This window comes from Arthrobacter sp. Y3221160, assembly GCF_059092585.1.
This window is the reverse complement of record NZ_JBNHHU010000001.1, coordinates 1,955,036-1,975,306: the sequence shown is the minus strand read 5'-3', so window position 1 is coordinate 1,975,306 and position 20,271 is coordinate 1,955,036. Positions and strand designations below refer to the sequence as shown.

The 20,271-nt window shown below is 61.7% G+C and carries 20 protein-coding genes; 5 read left to right on the top strand and 15 right to left on the bottom strand.

Features of this window, described 5'->3' with window-relative positions; genetic code table 11:
- Positions 1 to 25 precede the first annotated feature (25 nt).
- Complete coding sequence (locus AC5RWG_RS09180) at positions 26 to 532, top strand: ferritin (protein ID WP_494000945.1); 507 nt, start codon at positions 26 to 28, stop codon at positions 530 to 532.
- 61 nt (positions 533 to 593) lie between these two features.
- On the opposite strand, the gene AC5RWG_RS09175 is transcribed toward AC5RWG_RS09180, so the two are convergent.
- From AC5RWG_RS09175 to AC5RWG_RS09150, 6 genes are all read right to left on the bottom strand, one after another.
- Entirely contained in the window at positions 594 to 977 is a 384-nt protein-coding gene (locus AC5RWG_RS09175) for a VOC family protein (protein WP_494000944.1), read from the bottom strand.
- Between the two features lie 118 nt (positions 978 to 1,095).
- Positions 1,096 to 2,661 (bottom strand): amino acid permease, encoded by a 1,566-nt coding sequence (locus AC5RWG_RS09170; RefSeq protein ID WP_494025135.1) that lies wholly within the window; start codon positions 2,659 to 2,661, stop codon positions 1,096 to 1,098.
- A gap of 386 nt (positions 2,662 to 3,047) precedes the next feature.
- A complete protein-coding gene (locus AC5RWG_RS09165) occupies positions 3,048 to 3,902 on the bottom strand; it encodes an amino acid ABC transporter permease (RefSeq protein WP_494101360.1) in 855 nt (284 codons plus the stop codon).
- Positions 3,899 to 4,585: an amino acid ABC transporter permease gene (locus AC5RWG_RS09160; protein ID WP_494101374.1), complete on the bottom strand. Its 687-nt coding sequence runs from the start codon at positions 4,583 to 4,585 to the stop codon at positions 3,899 to 3,901. The genes AC5RWG_RS09165 and AC5RWG_RS09160 overlap by 4 nt, the downstream gene beginning before the upstream one ends.
- A gap of 103 nt (positions 4,586 to 4,688) precedes the next feature.
- Positions 4,689 to 5,522 carry a glutamate ABC transporter substrate-binding protein gene (locus AC5RWG_RS09155; RefSeq protein ID WP_494101361.1) on the bottom strand — a complete coding sequence of 278 codons (834 nt, stop codon included), beginning with the start codon at positions 5,520 to 5,522 and terminating at the stop codon, positions 4,689 to 4,691.
- Positions 5,523 to 5,531: 9 nt separating this feature from the next.
- Positions 5,532 to 6,359: an amino acid ABC transporter ATP-binding protein gene (locus AC5RWG_RS09150; RefSeq protein WP_494166805.1), complete on the bottom strand. Its 828-nt coding sequence runs from the start codon at positions 6,357 to 6,359 to the stop codon at positions 5,532 to 5,534.
- Positions 6,360 to 6,497: 138 nt separating this feature from the next.
- Here AC5RWG_RS09150 and AC5RWG_RS09145 point away from each other — a divergent pair, with 138 nt between their 5' ends.
- Both AC5RWG_RS09145 and hglS read left to right on the top strand, forming a co-directional pair.
- Positions 6,498 to 7,664 carry a Glu/Leu/Phe/Val family dehydrogenase gene (locus tag AC5RWG_RS09145; RefSeq protein WP_494101363.1) on the top strand — a complete coding sequence of 389 codons (1,167 nt, stop codon included), beginning with the start codon at positions 6,498 to 6,500 and terminating at the stop codon, positions 7,662 to 7,664.
- Positions 7,654 to 9,072, top strand: coding sequence for a 2-oxoadipate dioxygenase/decarboxylase (hglS, locus tag AC5RWG_RS09140; protein WP_494166804.1), 1,419 nt, complete (start codon positions 7,654 to 7,656; stop codon positions 9,070 to 9,072). The genes AC5RWG_RS09145 and hglS overlap by 11 nt, the downstream gene beginning before the upstream one ends.
- 156 nt (positions 9,073 to 9,228) lie before the next feature.
- Here the strand turns inward: hglS and AC5RWG_RS09135 are convergent, their stop codons facing one another.
- The gene (locus AC5RWG_RS09135) at positions 9,229 to 9,957 is read right to left on the bottom strand and encodes a GntR family transcriptional regulator (protein WP_494101365.1); all 729 of its coding nucleotides are present in this window, start codon (positions 9,955 to 9,957) and stop codon (positions 9,229 to 9,231) included.
- A 124-nt stretch (positions 9,958 to 10,081) separates the two neighbouring features.
- Here AC5RWG_RS09135 and AC5RWG_RS09130 point away from each other — a divergent pair, with 124 nt between their 5' ends.
- The gene (locus tag AC5RWG_RS09130) at positions 10,082 to 12,994 is read left to right on the top strand and encodes an FAD-binding and (Fe-S)-binding domain-containing protein (protein WP_494166803.1); all 2,913 of its coding nucleotides are present in this window, start codon (positions 10,082 to 10,084) and stop codon (positions 12,992 to 12,994) included.
- A 348-nt stretch (positions 12,995 to 13,342) separates the two neighbouring features.
- On the opposite strand, the gene AC5RWG_RS09125 is transcribed toward AC5RWG_RS09130, so the two are convergent.
- Positions 13,343 to 13,699: a hypothetical protein gene (locus AC5RWG_RS09125; RefSeq protein WP_494101367.1), complete on the bottom strand. Its 357-nt coding sequence runs from the start codon at positions 13,697 to 13,699 to the stop codon at positions 13,343 to 13,345.
- Between the two features lie 346 nt (positions 13,700 to 14,045).
- Between AC5RWG_RS09125 and AC5RWG_RS09120 the strand changes: the two genes are divergently transcribed.
- The gene (locus tag AC5RWG_RS09120) at positions 14,046 to 14,492 is read left to right on the top strand and encodes a MarR family winged helix-turn-helix transcriptional regulator (RefSeq protein ID WP_494101368.1); all 447 of its coding nucleotides are present in this window, start codon (positions 14,046 to 14,048) and stop codon (positions 14,490 to 14,492) included.
- Positions 14,493 to 14,581: 89 nt separating this feature from the next.
- On the opposite strand, the gene AC5RWG_RS09115 is transcribed toward AC5RWG_RS09120, so the two are convergent.
- The 7 genes from AC5RWG_RS09115 to ureE form a co-directional block, all read right to left on the bottom strand.
- The gene (locus AC5RWG_RS09115; RefSeq protein WP_494166802.1) at positions 14,582 to 15,370 is read right to left on the bottom strand and encodes an ABC transporter ATP-binding protein; all 789 of its coding nucleotides are present in this window, start codon (positions 15,368 to 15,370) and stop codon (positions 14,582 to 14,584) included.
- Positions 15,367 to 16,371 carry an ABC transporter substrate-binding protein gene (locus tag AC5RWG_RS09110; protein WP_494076514.1) on the bottom strand — a complete coding sequence of 335 codons (1,005 nt, stop codon included), beginning with the start codon at positions 16,369 to 16,371 and terminating at the stop codon, positions 15,367 to 15,369. The genes AC5RWG_RS09115 and AC5RWG_RS09110 overlap by 4 nt, the downstream gene beginning before the upstream one ends.
- A gap of 53 nt (positions 16,372 to 16,424) precedes the next feature.
- Entirely contained in the window at positions 16,425 to 17,507 is a 1,083-nt protein-coding gene (locus AC5RWG_RS09105; protein WP_494076513.1) for a FecCD family ABC transporter permease, read from the bottom strand.
- 64 nt (positions 17,508 to 17,571) lie between these two features.
- Positions 17,572 to 18,426: an urease accessory protein UreD gene (locus AC5RWG_RS09100; RefSeq protein ID WP_494166801.1), complete on the bottom strand. Its 855-nt coding sequence runs from the start codon at positions 18,424 to 18,426 to the stop codon at positions 17,572 to 17,574.
- Positions 18,423 to 19,037 (bottom strand): urease accessory protein UreG, encoded by a 615-nt coding sequence (gene ureG / locus AC5RWG_RS09095; protein WP_494000936.1) that lies wholly within the window; start codon positions 19,035 to 19,037, stop codon positions 18,423 to 18,425. Before ureG ends, AC5RWG_RS09100 begins: the two co-directional genes overlap by 4 nt.
- Before the next feature lie 64 nt (positions 19,038 to 19,101).
- Positions 19,102 to 19,815, bottom strand: a complete 714-nt coding sequence (locus AC5RWG_RS09090; protein WP_494166800.1) for an urease accessory protein UreF — start codon at positions 19,813 to 19,815, stop codon at positions 19,102 to 19,104.
- The gene (gene ureE / locus AC5RWG_RS09085; RefSeq protein ID WP_494025142.1) at positions 19,796 to 20,269 is read right to left on the bottom strand and encodes an urease accessory protein UreE; all 474 of its coding nucleotides are present in this window, start codon (positions 20,267 to 20,269) and stop codon (positions 19,796 to 19,798) included. Before ureE ends, AC5RWG_RS09090 begins: the two co-directional genes overlap by 20 nt.
- Positions 20,270 to 20,271: the final 2 nt, after the last annotated feature.

Below are 20,271 nucleotides of genomic sequence, written 5' to 3'. Positions count from 1 at the left end.
ACAAACCGGCGCCTAATCTGGTGCCATGGGACTCACAGGAAAACTCGCAGAAGCGTTTAATGACCAGGTCACGCTGGAACTCCAGGCCTCCGTGGTCTACCGCCAGCTCGCCATCGAGATGGATGCCATCGACCTGCCCGGGATCGCCGGCTGGTTCCGCGCCCAGGCCGAGGAAGAGGTGGTCCACGCGAACAAGTTCATCGAGCACATGATGGACCGCGGCGCCCACCCCAAGATCCAGGCGATCACGGCTCCGACAATTTTCGCCGAGACCGTACTGCAGGCGTTCGAAGCTTCGCTGGCACACGAGAAGAAGGTCTCCGAGTCGATCCGCGACCTGTACCGGCTCGCCCAGCAGGAGGGCGACATCGACTCCATCCCGCTGCTCAACTGGTTCGTCGACGAGCAGTTGGAGGAAGAAGCCACGGTCGGTGAGATCATCGGCCGGGTCAAGCTGGTCAACGACGACGGGCCCGGCCTGCTGCGCCTGGACGAGCAGCTCGGTTCCCGCACCGGCGAAGCCAGCAGCTAGCAAAGCGACAGGCGGCGTCGGTGCCCAAGCGGGCGCCGACGCCGCCTGCTCGTGTCTGCCATCAAACGTGCTGGTCGACGATGACCGGGTTGCCGTCCGGGTCCTGTAGAACAAAGCTGGCAGGACCGGTGGTTGCCTCGTCTGCTTCCGACAGGAATTCCACGCCCTCCGCTTTCAGCTGCCGCTGGAGGTCGCGCACATCTGCGAATGAGTCAAGGGTCTGGGCGTCCTGATTCCAGCCCGGGTTGAAGGTCAAGGCGTTCTTGTCGAACATTCCCTGGAAGAGTCCGATGACGGCCTCACCGTTTTTCAGGATCAGCCAGTTCTGCGTGATATCACCGCCGTGCTTGCTGAACCCGAGCTTTTCGTAGAACGCGGCGGAAGCCGCAATGTCCTTCACTGCGAGGCTGAGCGAAAAAGCGCCGAGTTGCATGTGTTGCTCCATTCTCCGAAATCCTGAACTTCTCGCATCATAGCCACGGGGTGTCCGGGGTGGAGCACATAGACGAACGGACCCCGGGCCCGGACAGCGGGAGCGACTACCATGCTCCGGCGGCCCGGAGCTAGGGCTCCGGGTTGTGCCGGTGGTCCTTCCGGTCGCGGACACGCTGCTCGTGCTCCAGTCGGCGGTGTTCCTCGCGCTGGTGTTCGAGTGATATGAGCTCCGGATGGTTCAGCCGAGAATGCTGGCGGCCGTAGAGGAAGTAGATGGCGAAGCCGATAAGCAGCCAGACAGCGAAGCGCACCCACGTGAGCGTGGTCAGATTCAGCATCAGCCAGAAGCACAGCACCGCGGAGAGGATCGGCACCACGGGCGAGCCCGGGACACGGTAGGCGCGGGGCAGATCCGGCCGCTTCCTCCTGAGCACGACGATGCCGATGCTCACCAGCACGAAGGCCGAGAGGGTGCCGATGTTGATCATTTCTTCCAGAACGTCCACGTTGGTGAAGCCCGCCACCAGGGCAACCAGGGCGCCGGCCAGGATCTGCACCCGTGCCGGGGTCTTTTGGTGCTCGGTGGTGTGGCTGAGCCATCGCGGCAGCAGCCCGTCACGGCTCATCGCGAAGGCAACCCGGGCGAGGCCCATCAACAGGACCATGATGACGGTGGTGAGCCCGATCAGGATGCCGATCGAAATGACCTGTGCGGCCCAATCCGCCCCGACTCCGATGAACGCCGTAGCCAGCGAGGCCTCGTCGGCTTCCGCCAGCTCCCGGTAGGACACCATGCCCGTCAGGGCCAGGGTGACCAGGATATACAGGACGGTCACGATCGCCAGGCCGCCGAAAATGCCCCGCGGCAGCGTCTTTTGCGGGTTTCGCACCTCTTCCGCGCTCGTAGCCACGACGTCGAATCCAATGAAGGCGAAGAACACCAATGCCGCACCCGCCAGGATGCCCACCACGCCGTACTGCTGGGGCTCGGCGCCGCTGAGGAAGGAGAACAGCGACTGCGTCCAGACGTTCCCCCCGGCGCTCGCGGTGGCGACCGGCTCCGGCACGAACGGCGTGTAGTTTTCTGCCCGTACGTACGTGAAGCCGACAACGATCACGAACAGGACAATGGCAACCTTGATGATGGTGAAGACATTGTTTACCCGCGCCGACAGCTCGGTGCCAAGAACCAGCAGGGTCGTGAAGACAGCAACGATCAGCAGCGGACCCCAGGTGAGCTCCAGACCGAAGACATTCACCGTGGTCGGGACATTAATGTCGAAGAGCAGGAAGACGTTGCTGAGATAGATCCCCCAATACTTCGCAATGACGGCCCCCGCCGTGAACAGCTCCAGAATCAGGTCCCAGCCGATGATCCAGGCCAGCAGTTCGCCCAGAGTTGCGTAAGTATAGGTGTAGGCGCTGCCGGCCACGGGAATGGCTGACGCGAACTCGGCGTAACACATGATGGCCAGCGCGCAGGTGATGGCCGCCAGCACGAAGGACACGGTCACGGCCGGGCCTGCGTAGCTGCCGGCGGCCTTCGCGCCGACGGAGAAGATGCCCGCCCCGACGGCGACTGCCACACCGAGGACCATCAGGTCGAAGGTGCTCAGCGTGCGCTTCAGCTCCCGCCCTGGCTCCGTCATGTCCGCGATGGACTGCTCGATTGACTTGGTCCGAAAGAGGCTCATGGGACCAGTATTCTCAGGATGGCCTACCCCCGGTACCCTTCGCCGGAATGAGGGGGCGGACAGCCCGCAATCGGATCGTTCCAGCACTCCGCCAAGGGCAGGACGGGGCGCTCAGGGCTGGTCCCGCCCCGCATTCCGCGTCCCCGGGCAGCCTCCGTCCACAGTTTCCGCCAAACCGATCGCGTTTTTACCGTCTGAAACTTCAGCCGACCGGACGTCGGTTTCGGGGAGGCAAACACTGACTTGGCCCGTACAACCACCTTCCGTCGCGCTGTGCGCTTCTTGAGGCGGCTTATACAAAAACGGTCTATGCGGTGGCTACTCGCCTCCGAGCGTTCATGGGCGGGAAGCGCAGGCGGTTGGCGAGTTGGGAACTTAGCGGCCGATTACACCTTCACCGGGGTCTTGATGGTTACCTGGTTCGTGCTCCGATGGCTTAGTACGGTCGAAGACCGTTGTGCCAACCATCCAAGCGACATATTGATGACTATGAAGATCAGGCCCGCCACAATAAGTGCGGGCAAGATGTTTCCGTTGGCCGAGCCCAACAGCCGCGAGGTTAGAAGAACTTCGCTGAAACCGATGATGTAGCCCAAAGCCGAGTCTTTGAGAATAATGATGAACTGGCTGATTATGGAGGGAAGCATTGCCAACAGCGCCTGCGGCAATTCAACGAACCTCAGCGATGACGTCCTGGTCATACCAATAACCAAGGCAGCTTCGCGCTGGCCTTTGGGTAGACCGTGCACGCCGGACCTCACCAGTTCGGCCATGACCGACCCGTTGTACAAGGTAAGTGCGATGACTACAGAGTAGAAGGAACTCTCTCCCTTGGGCACTAGTCCTGAATCACTGAGTCCCAGCCAGATGAAGATCATCATCAAGAGAACAGGAACGGCTCGGAAAAATTCCACTACAGTTCCACAGATGCTTTTGATGAGGGCATTTTCTGCCAAACGCCCTACGCCAAAAACGATACCGAAAGCGACCGACGTGACGATGGCTATCGCTGCTGCCTGAAGGGTCTTAGCTAGTCCGGGAAGGAGGTAGAACTTCCACGCATCCGTGGTAACAAAGGGTTCCCACATGCTGCTAGTTAGCTGCCCCTTCTCAGCCAATCCCATCAGTGCGAGCCCGCCAACGAGGAGAAGTACGGCCCCGCCTAAGAGGTTCACGAGAACCATGCGCCGCTTGGCTCGGGGCCCAGGAGCATCGAAAAGGACGCTTTTTTCAAAACTCATCTTGCTACCGCCAACTTCTTTGAAAGATAGGTGATCAGGATCCCAATCGGGATGATGATGAGCACGTACCCGAAAGCGAAGGTGAGAAAGATGGGGATGGTGACATCGGCGCGGAACTCGATCATTGTCTTCATCAATCCGGCTGTTTCAGCAACACTTGCTGCGCTAGCAACCGTGGTGTTTTTTATCAACGCTATCAACGTGTTTCCGAGAGGAACGATAGCGCCCCGGAAGGCTTGGGGGAGAATGACAAACCGAGCTGCAGGGGCGAACCCCAGACCTATCGCCCGTGCGGCTTCGGCTTGGCCGAAAGGCACCGTATTGACTCCGCTTCTAATCGCCTCACATACGTAGGCTGCGTGGTAAATCGACAGACCCAGTACGGCCAGCCGGAAGAAGTTTTCGTTGAAGTCGCTTGCAAGATTGATTTCCAGCTGAGCCCACAACCCGAGGCTGCCTATGACTAACAGGATCGTAAGCGGCAAATTTCTGAAGATATTCACATAGCTGGCGCCGGCCCATTGGAGGCTGGAGATCGGGGATATTCTCATCAGAGCGATAATTGTCCCCAAAACCAACGAGCCAATGCCAGCCCAAAAGGTCAGCTGAATGTTTACCCAGAATGCGCCCAACACATCGAAGGTCTCAAAAAGGGATGTGTATTGATGAAAGTAGTCGGTCATTCCGTCCATGACTCAATCTTGTTGTCGTTGAAGTGCAAGAAAGCGGAGCGCACTTGGGTGTGGGAGCGGCTGCAGTCGCAACCGCTCCCACGCTTTACGAGATTTAGGCGCAGGCGTCTTGCTTTGGCGGATTCTTCTCGGCGTCTGGAGTGAAGTCAATTCCTTCCAGGTTACTGTCAAGGAACTTTTGCCACGAGCCGTCGTCGATCATCTTGGATAGTGCGGCATTTATGTCTTCACACAGCGTATTTTCCAACGGAAGCCCAATGCCATATCGTTCTTCGGTGAACGTGTTGCCGACAAGTTTGAACTTGCCGTCATAAGCGGGGTCGGATGCCAGGCCGGCGAGGATCAGGTTATCCGTCGTTACGGCGTCAATGTTTCCACCCTGCATCGCAGCCACACACTCAGCTGTGCCAGCCTGTTCGAGAAGGTTCACATTCCCAGCGTACGAATCCTTGATTCTTTTCGCCGAAGTCGATCCCGTTGTCGAGCAAAGGTTCAGCCCGTTCAGGTCTTCGGGTCCCTTGATGGTGGAGTCGATCGGGACCAACAGATCTTGGCCTGCAACAAAATATGGGCCCGCGAATGCCACAGTTTTCTTGCGCTCTTCCGTTATGGAATAGCTACCAACGATGAATTCAACCTCGCCATTGGCGAGAAGTGTGGCTTGATTCGCAGAAGGACTGTGAACCCATTCGATGTCTTCTTCAGAGTATCCGAGCTCTTGGGCGACGTACCGCGCGACATCAACATCAAAACCTGTGAAGGTGTCGCCTTCCTTCAAGCCTAAACCGGGCTGGTCAAACTTGATGCCTACGCGGATGCCGTCTCCCTCATCGCCGGCGGCGCCTGCCCCGCCCGCCCCGCCACATGCAGTCAGCGCCAAAGCGACGCCCGCAGCCGACGCGATCAATGCCATTCGTTTACGGTGCATAATCATTCCTTACTCAGGGAGCTCCGACCCTATCGGTGAAGCGTGCGATTCGAAATTGTTGGTTGTCAATATTTTGCTGAGAAAGTCCTTCGCCCGGTCGCTCTTCGGATTGTTAAAGAACTCTTCAGGAGTACCCTCTTCAACAATCCGACCGTCTGCCATGAAGAGCACCCGGTCCGCCGCCTTGCGCGCAAACCCCATCTCATGAGTAACGACGATCATGGTCATCCCCTCCCGGGCCAGCGCGATCATCTTGTCTAAGACTTCGTTGATCATTTCCGGATCTAGGGCGGAGGTCGGCTCATCGAAAAGCATGAGCTTGGGTTCCATAGCCAGGGCGCGTGCAATAGCGACACGCTGCTGTTGTCCTCCTGACAACTGAGCGGGTAGCTTTGTGGCCTGGTTGGCAACTCCAACGCGCTCAAGGAGTTGCAGAGCGGTCTTGCGTGCTTCAGCACGATCCATTTTCTTGACCTTGAGGGGGCCCAATGTCACGTTCTCCAGAATGGATTTGTGGGCGAAAAGGTTGAAGGACTGGAATACCATTCCCACGTCTGCCCGAAGCCTAGCTAGCGCTTTTCCTTCGGATGGAAGTAACTCTCCATCAATCCGGATCTCCCCGGAGTCGACAGTTTCCAGCCTGTTGATGGCTCGGCACAGCGTCGATTTCCCGGACCCTGAGGGACCAATGACGACCACGACTTCGCCGGCCTGCACCTCCAGGTCGATGTCTTGAAGAACATGCAGGTCTCCGAAGTGCTTGTTGACTCTCTTGAGGGAGACTAGGGAGCGCGATTTCGCGGAAGGAGCTGCGCTTGCCGTGGAATCAATGGACATTTTGTTACTCTAGTCACACACAGAGCCAATTGTCTATAGCCGGTAACATGTTATAGACAACGTCGCATCCGCCCGATAGCGTGAGCCAAAGACATGTAAGTATCGCTCGACTATGCCAAGCAATCGCGGAGGATCTTTATGGCGCAGGACCTGTTGCAATCCATTGATGAATGGGGGCCCGAGAAGGTGGTGTGCGTCTCGGACAGGAAGACAGGCATGCGCGGGGTTTTGGTCATCGACAACACCGCGCGCGGCATGGGCAAGGGCGGTACGCGAATGAGCCCCACGGTCACCGTGAACGAGGTTAGCCGCTTGGCTCGAACTATGACCTGGAAATGGGCTGCTGTTGATCTTTTCTTCGGTGGCGCTAAGGCCGCGATTCTGGGCGACCCACGTGGCCAAGGCAAGGAAGCAGTCTTGCGTGCCTTTGCGCGAAAACTCTCCAACGAGATTCCACGAGAATATGTGCTGGGCCTCGACATGGGACTATCCGAGCTTGACGCGGCGGTATTCCTTGACGAGCTCGGCTCCCGAGGGGCCACTGTGGGTCTTCCACGTGAACTCGGGGGCATTCCCTACGACCAGTTGGGGGTCACTGGATTCGGGGTGGCAGAAGCAACGGATGCCGCCGCGAGGATGATCGGGATGGAAACTGCGGGATCCCGCGTAGTTATCCAAGGCTTTGGTGCGGTAGGGGCAGCCACAGCCCAACGCCTCGAGGAGTTGGCAGCAACAGTCGTCGCCGTTTCGACGTCCAAGGGGGTGTTGTACAGCTCTGACGGCTTGGATGTGGCCGCCCTGCTGAAACTCCGCGCGGAGTGTGGTGATGATTGCGTCAGCCACTATGGGATAGAGCCCATGCCGCTTGGCGAGGAGCTCAATGTGCCGACGGATATTCTTATCCCGGCTGCACTCCAGGATGTGATCACCGGAGAAGTGGCACGACAGACCACAGCCAAGCTGGTGGTCGAAGGCGCAAACATGCCCACGACGGCGGAAGCCAAGGAAATTCTCCATGCCCGGGGAATCATGGTAGTGCCGGACTTCATCGCCAACGCAGGGGGCATTATCGCCGCCGCCTACGCCATGGAGGCGAGGCAGTCGGCTTTTCGTCCAGAAGTTGAGCCGGTCTTTACAACGATCACCGATAAGTTGCGCGCCAACACCATGGCCGTCCTCAAAAGGGCAAGCGACGAAGGGGTGCAGCCCCACAAGGCTGCAATGGCCCTGGCACAATCCCGCGTCCGTGCGGCGATGGATCTGCGCGGCGCACTCTCCTCCGAAAGGATTCTAAATGAGCAGTAAGAGCGGTTTGGTCAGCCAGCGGGATATGCGGGCTCTTTTCGCATCAGGGCTTTCAAGCCTATATGGGCAGGAGGTGCCGGCCTATAAGACCCTCGTGGAAGTTTCCCAGCGTGTGAATGCCGAGTTCGTTGCTCGACACGGGGCTGACGCGGAACGGTTGGGCAGCCTGAGCCGCGTAACAGCGGAGCGCCACGGAGCTATTCGCGTGGGCAGCCCTCGAGAGATGGGTCAAGTGGCCCGAATATTAGCCGCCGTCGGCATGTATCCGACCGGCTTCTACGATCTCCGCGACGCTGCTCCCTCCCCGATCCCAGTGGTGTCGACGGCATTCCGCCCGCTCGAGAAGGAGGAGCTCTCATTCAATCCCTTTCGAGTCTTCACCTCTATGTTGGTGACCGACGACCGGCGTTTTTTCGACGAGGATCTTCAGGCGCGGTTGGAAGCGTTCTTGGATCGACGGTGCCTTTTCTCCGACGAACTGCTCCACCTGGCCGATCGGGCAGTTGGAGACTCTGGACTTTCCACAGAAGACGCCGGCCGATTTTTGGAACTGGCCGTTGACGCCTTTAAATTGTCAGCCGATCCGGTGGATCGATCCTGGTATGAGTCACTCGAACGTATTTCCAGCGTTGCAGCCGATATCGGCGGTATTGCCAGTACCCATATCAACCATCTAACGCCGCGGGTCTTGGACATCGACGCCCTCTACGCGTCGATGCAGGATCAAGGAATTACGATGATTGACCGGATCCAGGGTCCTCCGCGCTGGGAGGGTCCAGACGTGCTGCTGCGGCAGACCTCATTCCGCGCCCTTGCAGAACCTCGACAGTTTCGGGAAGAAGACGGGACCGTCCGTGCCGGCGAACTTCGCGTACGGTTCGGTGAAGTGGAGGCACGGGGAGTGGCGCTGACACCGGCGGGGCGTGATCTCTATGACCGGCTGATGGAAGAAGTCGACAAGCGGTCGAGTGATGCGCCCGACATCGAACGCTCCGAGATTGCCGCAAACGTCTGGCATGAAAGGATGCCTGCTTCCCATCATGAACTGGCGATGCAGGACTTGGCGTATTACAACTTTACGGTCAACACCGAGCGGCCAGTTGACGGAGAGCGCCCACCGTCGAATCTTTCCGCCCTGCTCAGGGACGACTGGATCAATCTGGAACCGATTGTGTATGAAGACTTCCTCCCTCGGTCAGCTGCCGGAATTTTCTCCTCAAACCTCACACAGGAGGGTAGCGTCGACGGTACAAAGGATGGGAGTGCCAAGGATGCGACCTGGTTGGAGGGCGTGTTGGGGTGCCATCTAAACGACCCGTATGCTCTTTATGCTGCCGAACGCCGGCGCTCGTTAGCGGCCGTTGCCGCCCAACTGGGAGTACAAGATCTTTCCACTGAGGGCTTTTAGTAATAGCAGCGGGGTGGGCCAGGGAATGGGACGCTACGGGAGGACTTCTGGGCCCACAGTCGCGTGTTCGCGGGCAAAGCAACATGCCTGAGGTTCGCCAGATTTGTTTCTCCCCCAGCCGCGGCCGGGTGGGGGAGAAACCCGCTGGAATTCCTCCTACCCGATAAGGCTATTCCAAATCTCATCTTCCTCATCCGGCTTGCTGCTTTCGCGCAATGCCTGCTGAAGGAGCAACCTCCCGGTTGTCCGTAAGTGGCGTTCCATAGCTAGTGCGCTTGCCTCGTCACTGCCGTTCTCGAAGGACTCAACAATGGGAAGGTGGTCGAGAAGAACCTCCCGCAGAGAGCGTTCAGAGCCCATCGTGGAGGCTCCCAATAGCCGGGTTGAGTCCCGGAGGTTGTTAATGATGCTTTTCGTGCGACTGTTGCCTTCGATGTCGAGCAGGAGAGCGTGAAATTGCTGGTCATGTCGGTCGAAGGCCGACTTATCGTCGATGTCTGCGGCCTTCTCCATCTCGGCATATTGCCGACGCAGGGCATCGCGGTCGTTGGTGTCGGCACGTAGCGTAGCACGGCGTACTGCAGGCACTTCCAATGCCAGGCGGATCGAAAAGATTTCCGCAATGTCGTGCGGCGTCGGCAGAACCACGCGGAAACCGCGGTTGCGTTCGAATTTCACCATGCCTGTTTCCGCAAGCCGCAGTAGCGCCTCCCGCACTGGGCTGCGTGAGATGCCGAGTTCTTCGGCAATCTTGTATACGGAGTACAGCTCACCTGGAACGAGCGCCCCGGAGCGCACGGCCGCTCTTACGGCCTCAATGGTCCGCTCGGTGAGAGAGGCGCTGGTTTCTCCCAGCGCTGAGAAAACTCGTTCGGAATGCGACACTCATACAGTCTATCGGATTGTTGTTGACATGTTACATGTCACGTATGCGCAGGAGCCATCTATGGGGGCCGCGTCGGGCTCCCAGCCTATCCATTGACCGGCTATAGCATGTAGCATGCTACCCATGACCGCTTTAGCCGCGCCCCAGTCGCTCACGAAGGCTTTACGCAGCGCTGGCGTGCGAGATGTCCGCGATGATGGAACTACCCGAGCCGCATATTCCAGCGACGCATCGCTGTATCGTGTACCGCCGGCTGCTGTTGTTTTCCCGTACGACGCCGACGAAGTCATGGCAACCCTCGAGGTGTGCCGTGAGCGCGGAATCCCCGTGACCCCCCGTGGAGCAGGAACTTCTGTGGCCGGCAACGCAGTCGGCAGCGGAGTCGTCCTTGAATTTAGTCGTTACATGAACAAGGTTTTGGACATAGATCCGGCCACCCGCACGGCGGTGATCCAGCCCGGGGTTGTGCATGCGTCGCTGCAAGGCAAAGCCTTGGCCGAGGGGCTTCGATTCGGGCCCGACCCTTCCACCCACAGCCGGTGCACCATCGGGGGCATGATAGGGAATAACGCTTGCGGTTCCCGCACCTTGGCCTATGGCCGCACAGTCGACAACGTGACTTATCTCGACGTTGTGGCCGGGACGGGAACACGATTGCTGCTGGGGGCAGATGCCACACCGTCGTCTCCGGAAACAACCGCTCTGCGCGCGCTGGTGCAGTCCGAGCTCCGCACCATCCGAACAGAACTGGGACGCTTTGGCCGACAGGTTTCGGGGTACGCGTTGGAGCATTTACTGCCCGAGCGCAACTTCGACTTGAGGCGCGCACTGGTAGGCAGTGAGGGAACGTTGGGCATCGTCCTTGAAGCCGGCGTTCGACTAGTGCAGGATCCGCCATATCGGACCATGGTCGTTCTCGGATTCGCCGATATCGGATCGGCCGGAGACGCTGTCATGGACGTTATGCCGTTCCATCCGACGGCGTGCGAAGGGCTGGACTCGAGGATCGTGGACGTTGTTCGCGCCGCGAAGGGCGCACCTGCTGTCCCCAGGTTGCCCGAAGGCGCGGCTTGGCTCTTTGTCGAGATCGCCGGCGAGAGCCCCTCCGAGGTGGCAGACAGGGCACAACGTCTGACCCAAAGCGTTGCTGCTTCGGCTCGGGTCATCTCAGATCCCCGCGAAGCAGCGGCTCTGTGGCAAATCCGTGCCGACGGTGCAGGGCTGGCGGGTCGCTCGGTGGCAGGAGCACCTGCCCACTCGGGCTGGGAGGACTCCGCCGTCCCTCCCGAGAGGCTCGGTGATTACCTGAGGGATTTCGATAACCTGATGATCGAACACAAGCTCAGCGGCTTCCCCTACGGCCACTTCGGCGACGGTTGCGTCCATGTCAGGCTGGATGTCCCTTTCGACCGGGCCGACGGAACTACTCGTTTCCGCAACTTCATGACCGCTGCCGCTCAGCTCGTCTCAAATTACGGAGGCTCCCTTTCCGGTGAACACGGAGACGGACGCGCACGAAGCGAGCTCTTACCCTACATGTACTCGCCCTCTGCGCTCGACCTTTTCGGAAAGGTCAAGGCAATTCTTGACCCAGACAATTTGCTGAACCCGGGTGTTATTGTCGATCCGCTGCCACTGGACAGCAGCGTTCGCGTCGCTCAAGCCGCACCACTAAGAGGTGGACTTGGGTTCGGATACCTCCATGACGGGGGCGACTTCAGCCAAGCAGTCCACCGCTGTACCGGGGTGGGAAAGTGCCGCGCCGACACTTCAGGCGGCAGCGGGGTGATGTGCCCCTCCTATCTAGCTACGCGGGAGGAAAAGGACTCCACTCGGGGGCGTGCCCGCGTACTGCAGGAAATGATTAACAAGGGCGGCAACGGGTGGCGATCGCCGGAAGTCCACGAAGCGCTTGATCTCTGCCTCTCTTGCAAAGGCTGCGCATCAGACTGTCCGACTGGCGTGGACATGGCTGCCTATAAAGCAGAGACCCTCCATCAGAGCTATCGCCGACGGCTCCGTCCAGCGTCCCACTACTCGTTGGGCTGGCTGCCACGTTGGGCACGGATGGCGTCCCTCTTTCCCAGCCTTGTCAACGCCCTTGCCAAGCTGCCGGTGCTCGGGCCGATGGGACTTCGACTGGCCGGCGTCGATCACCGACGCAGCATACCTGCTTTTACGATGCAGACGTTCCACTCGTGGTTCCAGGCGAGAGAGAGCAGTCAACGCCCTACTGGCGACGACCCACTTCCAAGCCAGATTGGCAGTCCGCAAGACGATGCCTCCCCACAGCCGAGGACTGTATTGCTCTGGGCAGATTCCTTTACAAACTATTTCACTCCCGAGGTCGGCCAGTCCGCCGTTCGCGTACTGGAAAAGGCTGGATTCGACGTAAAAATCCCAGCCACTCCGTTGTGCTGTGGTCTGACGTGGATATCCACGGGACAGTTAGACAGCGCACGGAGAATTCTGGGCCGTACCGTCAATGAGCTGCAGCGTTATGCCGCCGCTGGAATTCCTATCGTGGGACTAGAACCGTCCTGCACGGGTGTGCTGCGCTCGGATGCGATGGAGCTGCTCGGCGAATCCGCTGCAGGTCAAGTCGCGGAAGCCACCATGACACTTGCTGAACTGCTGGCGTCGGTCCCTGGATGGACCCCACCACCGCTGGAAGGCACCACTGTTGTAGCGCAGCCACACTGCCACCACCACGCTGTCATGGGGTGGGATCAGGACGCTCAGCTATTGGAGCGCGCAGGTGCGAAGGTACAAAAGCTCGGAGGGTGCTGCGGTCTCGCGGGAAACTTCGGAGTAGAAAAGGGTCACTACGAGGTATCCCTGGCGGTAGCAGAACAACAACTGCTTCCCGCCGTACGTTCCGCCACTCATGAGACCGTTGTTCTTGCTGACGGGTACTCGTGCCGGACCCAAATCGCAGACCTCAGTGATCGTCGGGGCATCCATCTGGCCCAACTCCTGGACGAGAAACACCCTTCGAAAGCATCCGTCAGAGAAACAACCCCAGACGGGGGCTGAACGACAACTCCCCGAGTCGACACAGTCCCGAGCTGCGGCCCTGGGTGCTGAACATGGACGAGCGCATCGAGCCTGCTTTCGACCAACCAGGCATTCCGCAAGCGAACAGCCGCAGGTGGCGGCCGAAATCTTAGGGACGCACCGCATGCTCATCCAGTTATCACAAGAGTCGGGTCGTCCCCGAGCACGTCCCGGCGCTCCGCAAGCACCTGACGGTCCTGGCCGAAGCCACCGACGGGAACTCCAGGCTGCACCCTGGCGTCAGCAATACCTGCACGATCTCTCAGCGGACGAAACGGACCTGGCTGACCAGAGCCGGCAGCGTCAAGCCGTGCGGGCAGGGCGGGGTCAGCCGATGGCCACTAAATCCTGGGAGTTCGCGCCAGCCCCGCTGGTCGGTGCCGGGAGGGCGGAGGCGCATGTTCCGGCAGCTGCGGCAACCAGTTCGGCAGGTACTCCGGAGGCCAGCGCGGCGGCTGTCTGCTCTTGGAAGACGGCCTTCGCCTGGTCCAAGGCCCATTCCGCCGCCTCGACCTGTCCCGCCCGCACGGTAACGGCCTCCAGCGCTTTCTTCTGCCCGGGTGTCAGGTCGGAAGCTGTCTGGACCTGGCCTTCAGGCAGTTCGGCTGTTGCAGCTGGCTGTCCGGTATAGATCGTGGAGTCCAACTCCGCGATCGACAGGGGCAGCGTATTGGTATCGGTCACGGAATCCATCGATGTCCCTTTCCAAGGGAAAAAGGCAGCGCTTGGTCGCTCGGTGAGAGAGCGCGTGCTGCGTTCTGGAGACAGACAGACCTGCCTCCTAAATCGAAGCCTACAGCACCGTTGCAATACGACAGATGCCGGGGCCGGGCTTGGCCCGGGCAGAGCGGCTCCACGGCAACCTGGCTGCGGCTTATCCTTCAGGGGTCGTACGGGTTGGCCTTTCGACGGGGCAGCGCGGTGCCGGCTGGGTCGCCGGCACCGCGCTGGGCAGAAATAAAGGCCTATTCTGCCCTCCACTGTGGATAAACCATTGACCTTAGGAAGATCAGTTTGCTTATAATTCTGCATGCCTGATCTATCCAAGTGGCACATGCCCCGGCTTCTCTCCACAGCCGCGAGGCTTGTCGAATACGAGTGGAACGAGCGGCTGGCCTCCCTCGGCTTGACCCATGCGGGTGCGACTGTCCTGGAGATCCTTGCCGTGGAGGGGGCAATGGCCCAAGCACAACTGGCGAAGCGGGTGCGGGTGCAGCCACAGACCGTTGGCAAGACCCTGGCACGGCTGGAAGCGACTGGTCACATATCCCGCGTCCGCGGCGAGAACGACCGGCGCGAGCAACGGGTCAACATCTCCGAAAGCGGCAAGGAGACCTTCCACCAGGTGGTGAAATTGGGACGAGAGCTTCTGGGCGAGGACGACGAGACCGAGCAACTCAAGAATCAACTCATCGGTGTCGTCCGGGACCTCGGCAACGACAGGTTCGGCACCAAGAGGCCATTGCGCCCCGGCTAAACCGGCGGACCAACGACGGAACCTTTTCCGTGGCTGGTGCGGTTGGGCCTCCGATGATCTTGACCGATGGCCGTGGAGCACGGACGCTCTCAGCCTGGCGGATTAGCTGAAGGGAATGGTCTGAATACCAGTTGAAAGCCGTCGTCGAACTGGAAACGGCTGACCCCGATCTTGTACACCGGCTCAAGGTTCTCCGGGACCAGCACCTCGGACGGTGTGCCGGCAGCAACCACCCGGCTTTCGTTGAGTAGCAGGACGCGGTCGCAGTAGGCAGCAGCGAGGTTGAGGTCGTGCAGGACCACGACGACGGCATGGTTGCTGGTCCCCGCCAGGTCGCGCACCAGCTTGAGGATCTCGTGCTGATAGCGGATGTCCAGATGGTTGGTCGGTTCGTCGAGCAGCAGGTGCGTCGCTTCCTGCGCCAGCGCCCGGGCGATCAAAACACGTTGCCGTTCCCCGCCGGAGAGCAGGTCGAAGCCCTGGTCCGCCCGGCCCAGCATGCCGACCCGTTCCAGTGCGCGGGCCGCGGCCTGTTCGTCCCGCGCCTTACGCCGGCCCAGCCGCGGTTGGTGCGGGGTGCGGCCGAGCAGCACCATGTCGGAAACCAGCAGGGGCAGGTCGCCCGGTGTCTCCTGCACGACCACTGAGACCGTCCGGGCGCGCTCCTGCGCGTTGAGTCGGCGCAGTTCCTTATGGTCCAGCATGACCGTTCCGGTGTGCGGGGCCAGCGATCCGTACAGGATCCGCAGCAGGGTGCTCTTGCCGCTGCCGTTCGGTCCCACCAGGCCCAGGACTTCGCCGTGCCGGGCGTGGAGGTCAACGCGGTCCAGGACGTCGCGGGAGCCGTAGGAGAAGGAGATGCCGGAGCCGGAAATCACTGGCCGAACCGCTCGACGATCCGCTCGAGTCCGGTGACCGACAGCGGTGACGGCGGCTCGGTGAAGTTGAACAGTTGCACGAGGATGTCGTCGTTGGCCACCGCGGTCATGGAGGAGGCTCCCTTCAAAGATGTGACGGCGTCGGCCACTCTGCTTGGGTCCCCGGCGGAGTGGAGCAGGATCAGGACATCGGGGTTGCGGCCGATGAGTTCCTCGCGGGTGACCTCGAAGACCCGCTGGTCGACGTCGTCGAAAACGTTTTTCAGCCCGGCGGCCTCCAACTGCGGTTGGGCCATGGACCTTGTGCCGTAGGCGTAGGTGCTTCCGCCGCCGACAGTCGGGTAAAGGACGGCCGCAGTGCGGCGGCCGGTGTTGGCCGTCTCGGAGGTGATCTGCTCCACCTGGGCCTTGAGCTCGCGGGCTGCTTCTTCGGCCCGTTTTTCGACGCCGAAGATCTTGCCGTAGGTGCGCAGCTGATCCGCAACGGTGCTGAATTCCGGGGTTTCCGAGGCGTTGGGGCAAAAGGACGGTTCCTGCAGCATGGGGATGCCCGCGGCGGCTAGTGTTTCACGGTTAAGGTTTTCGGCCGTGCCGAGGACCAGATCCGGTTGTTGCGCCAACACGACTTCCTGCGAAATTTGCAGGTGGCCAGTGGTGTCCAGGCGGTCGGTCAAGAGCGGAATGCGGGCGAGTTCGCCTTGCGTGGCCGGGTCGAAGTATTCGGCCGGGTAGACGCCTGCGCGGGCCACTACTGTGTCCATGACACCGAGTGCGGCCAAGTAGGAGACCGGTGAACTGTCCAGCATGACAACCCGTTCCGGCGGCGCGTCCAGGGTGACCGCGGCGCCGCAATTGGTGATGGTCAGCGGGTAGCCATCGGCCTCGGGTGCTGCAGGTGTTCCGGCGTTCCCGGCGTTCCCGGAAGTCCCGGCGCAGCCGGCCAAACCGAAGGCGATTGCCGCCGCGGCTGCAGCGGACAGCAGGTGGGCGGCAGCTTTCATGAATTCTCCTCAGGCTAGTGGATGTGGGCGATAACGCGGACGTGGGGTGACACTCAGCCCGCCGGGCGCATCCTGCGGATGAGGTAGAGCAGGAAGGGAGCGCCGATGAAAGCCGTGATGATCCCGATCGGCAACTCCTGCGGCTGCAGCAGCATCCGTGCGAGCAGGTCGGCCCAGATCAGGAAGATGGCACCGAGCAGGGCAGAGACCGGGATGACCCGGGAGTGGGCGGCACCGACCAGCCTGCGGGCGAGATGCGGAACTACCAGTCCAACGAAGCCGATCGATCCGGAGGCAGCGACGACCACACCGATGCACAGGGAGATGACGATCAGCAGCTGGGTGCGGAACCGGCCGGGTGCAACGCCGACGATGTGAGCGGTTTCGTCGCCGATGGCCAGCGCGTCCAAGCGCCTTCCGGCAAGGGTCAGCAGGCAGCTGGTAATCAGGACCACCACGACGACGATGGCCAAGGGGCTTCCCCACTGGGCCAAAGCCAGGGACCCAAGCAACCAGAACATGACGGACCGGGCGCCCTCTGCCGAGCCGGAGGCGAAGACCAGAAAGCTGGTCACCGCGGTCAGCGCGTATCCGATCGCAACGCCGGCCAGCAGCAGCCGCATTGAGGTCACCCGTCCGGCCGAGCGCGCGATAAGGAAGACCACCATCGACGCGGCCAGCGCGCCGATGAAGGCGCTGGCGGGCAGAGCGTGTTCGCCCACCCCCAGACCGACGCCGAACAGGATCATGGCTGCCGCACCGCTGGAGGCTCCGGAATTGATGCCGAGCAGGTAGGGGTCGGCCAGCACGTTGCGCACCATTGCCTGCAGCGCTGCTCCGCACACCGCCAACCCGGCACCTACGACGCATCCGAGCAGCACGCGGGGCATCCTGACGTCCCAGACGATCGTCGAGGCTGTCGGATCGGGCTGATACCCGGACGGCTGGCCCGGCATATGCGACAGGATCACTTGGACCACGGTCGCGGTATTCAGCATGACAGGCCCGGTCGCCACAGACAGCACCATTCCGGCGACGAGAAGCGCGGCCAGCGCCACTACCCAGAAGAGATGACGACGCCGGAGCCTTGCCCGCAGCAGCGGGTCCGCGCCGCGTGGGGTCTGGTCGTCGCGCACGTCGCGTGCGCGTGGGGTAGGGTCCGATGACGGAAAGATGATCAGTGCCTCCAACAAGGCTGGGTCAGTACTTGCGAAGATTCAGTGGTTGCTGGCCGAACCAGCGGTGGCGGAGCAGATCGACGGCGGCGTGCAGCATGGCGTTCAGCGTGTCGGTGCTGCGGGACAGGGCGCGCAGGGCGAATCCGGGGCCGTTGAGCAGAGACAGGCCGAGCTGCCCGCCGGGATCCATGGGGGCCAACCGGTCCTGCAGCTCGCGCACCAGGTCGCCGTCCACCCGCGGGTCCACCACGAGCATCGAGCCCAGGTGCGAATAGTCTTCGAGGAAGAGCATGCTGGAGAGCGGCGCGTCCGGATCGCCGGGGCGGATCAGCAGGTTGTCCAGGGCGAGCAGGCGGCCGTCGCGGTAGATGTCGTTGCGGATGCGCACCTCCTCGTACCGGAAGGGCCTGCCGTCCGGGGACCAGCCGGGAGTGACCACGTCACACATCACCAGGGAGGAGTCCGCGGCGAGCTCGACGACGGTCTCCTGGCGGTAGGTGGCCTCCCGGTACGCGATGAGCTGGTCGGGCAGGTACTCCAGGCTGGCGCCGGGGCCGAGGCGGAACCGGGTGCGCTGCACGGCCGGTTCGCCCGGCGTCCGATAGATCTTGGTGGCGGACTGGGTGGTCAGCAACAGGCGGGCCTGGTCCTCGACCTGGACGTCGACCTCGTAGACATCCCCGCCAAGATAGCCGCCGCCCGGATTCACGATCGTGTAAGCGACCTGCGCGGACGCGTCCAGGTAATGCGGTCGGATAACCCGCAGCGCGCCCTGGTGGTATTGCGAGGTGGCGACGCCGCGGCCGCCGCGCAGGCCCACCGTCAGGCGCAGCTCACCGATGGGAAGCTGCACGCCCGCCGGCTGGGCCGCGCTCACTGCGCCAGGTCCTGCATGAGCACGTCGCGGCGCAGCCAGTCGATGACCTTGTCCAGGCCCTCGTCTGTCTTCAGGTTGGTGAAGCAGAACGGCTTGTCTCCACGGAATTCCTTCGAGTCGGACTCCATTACCGACAGATCTGCACCCACGTGCGGCGCCAAATCGGTCTTGTTGATGATGAACAGGTCCGACTTGATCATGCCCTGGCCGGCCTTGCGCGGGATCTTTTCGCCCTGCGCCACGTCGATGATGTAGATGGAAAAGTCCACCAGTTCCGGACTGAACGTTGCCGAGAGGTTGTCACCCCCGCTTTCGATGAACACGACCTGCAGGTCCGGGTGCCGCTTGATCAATTCCTCCACGGCGGAGGAGTTCATCGAGGTGTCCTCGCGGATGGCGGTGTGGGGGCAGCCGCCGGTTTCGATGCCGATGATCCGGTCCAGCGGCAGCACGCCGTTGGCGGCCAGAATCTTCGCGTCTTCAATGGTGTAGATGTCGTTGGTGATGGCGGCCATGGAGATTTCGCCGGACAGGTGCCGGGTGAGGCGTTCGACCAGCTGGGTCTTGCCGGCGCCGACGGGGCCGCCGATACCGATCTTGATGGGTTCCATTGTCTTACTCCTTGTTCCGTGGGCCGGCCGCGGTGCGGCCGGGTTTGTTGCGTGCGACGGCGGGTCAGGACATGAACATCCGGGCGCGCTGCCGCTCGTGGCGCATTTGGGCGATTTCCAGTCCCGGGGCGGCGGCGCCGAAGTCGCCGCGTCCCAGTCCGGCGATCCTCGCCGTTGCCACGGTGATCTCCGGATGGGCCTGGCGCAGCACCCGCTGCCCGGCGTCCTGGCCGATCGGGATGCCGCGGATGGCATTCTGCGTCAGCGAGGTCGCCGTCGAAAACAGGTAGGTGCCCAGCAGCTCCGGCAGCGGAACGTGCAGGCTTCGCCCGGCGATGGCGAACGCCAGCGCCGGATGTCCGCTGCATTCGCCGCTCTCGACGTCTTCGCGGTACTGCTCGATCTCGTCGCTGTCGAGGATGACCGAGGCAATCTGGAGCATCCGCGCACCCATTTTCACGCCCGCCTCGCGCACCTGCCGCGGCAGGGCCTGCGCCGCCAGCATCGCGTCCAGCTCCCGTAGTTCCGCCGTCGAGCGGGCTTCCAGGGCCAGCCGGATGGCAAGGCCGTCGCTGTACGTCAGCTGGGTGTGGATGAACTGGCCGAGCCAGACCGCAAAGGTCTTCTCGTCGCGGACCAGCCCGCGTGACAGGAACGTCTCCAGCCCGAACGAGTGGCTGAAGGCGCCCGTGGGCAGGGCGGAGTCGGCCAGCTGCAGCAGGGGCAGCAGGTACGACGACGGGTGGCGCCCGGGTGCCTCAGTGCGTGTGTTCGGCATGTCGAAACGGCACGGGCATGACCCGCTCCTGCCGGGAGTAGGGCACCTGCATGTGCTGCAGGTAGTCTTCGACGGTGTGGTCGTACTGCACCACCATGACCTCCGCCCGGTAGTCGCTTCCGGCGTCGAAAAATTGCGCCTGCAGGTGCCTGTTGCCCAGGCTGTGGGCCACCACGCCCATTTCCCGGATGGTGCGCGGGGCGATCACCAGCACGTCCGTGGGCAGGACGCTGACGACGATGACGTTCGACTCGTCACGGAACAGGATGTCGCCGTCGCGCAGGTCTCCCGGGGTGGCCAGGCGTATGCCGATTTCGCGGCCGTGATCGGTGGTCACGCGCTGGACGCGTTTGACCAGTTCGCTGCTGGGAAGTGCTACCTTCTCCTCGTGCAGGCCGGCAAGCTCCGTGTGCGGAAGATCGTGCCGGTTGGCGATGACGCGCTCAATGATCATTG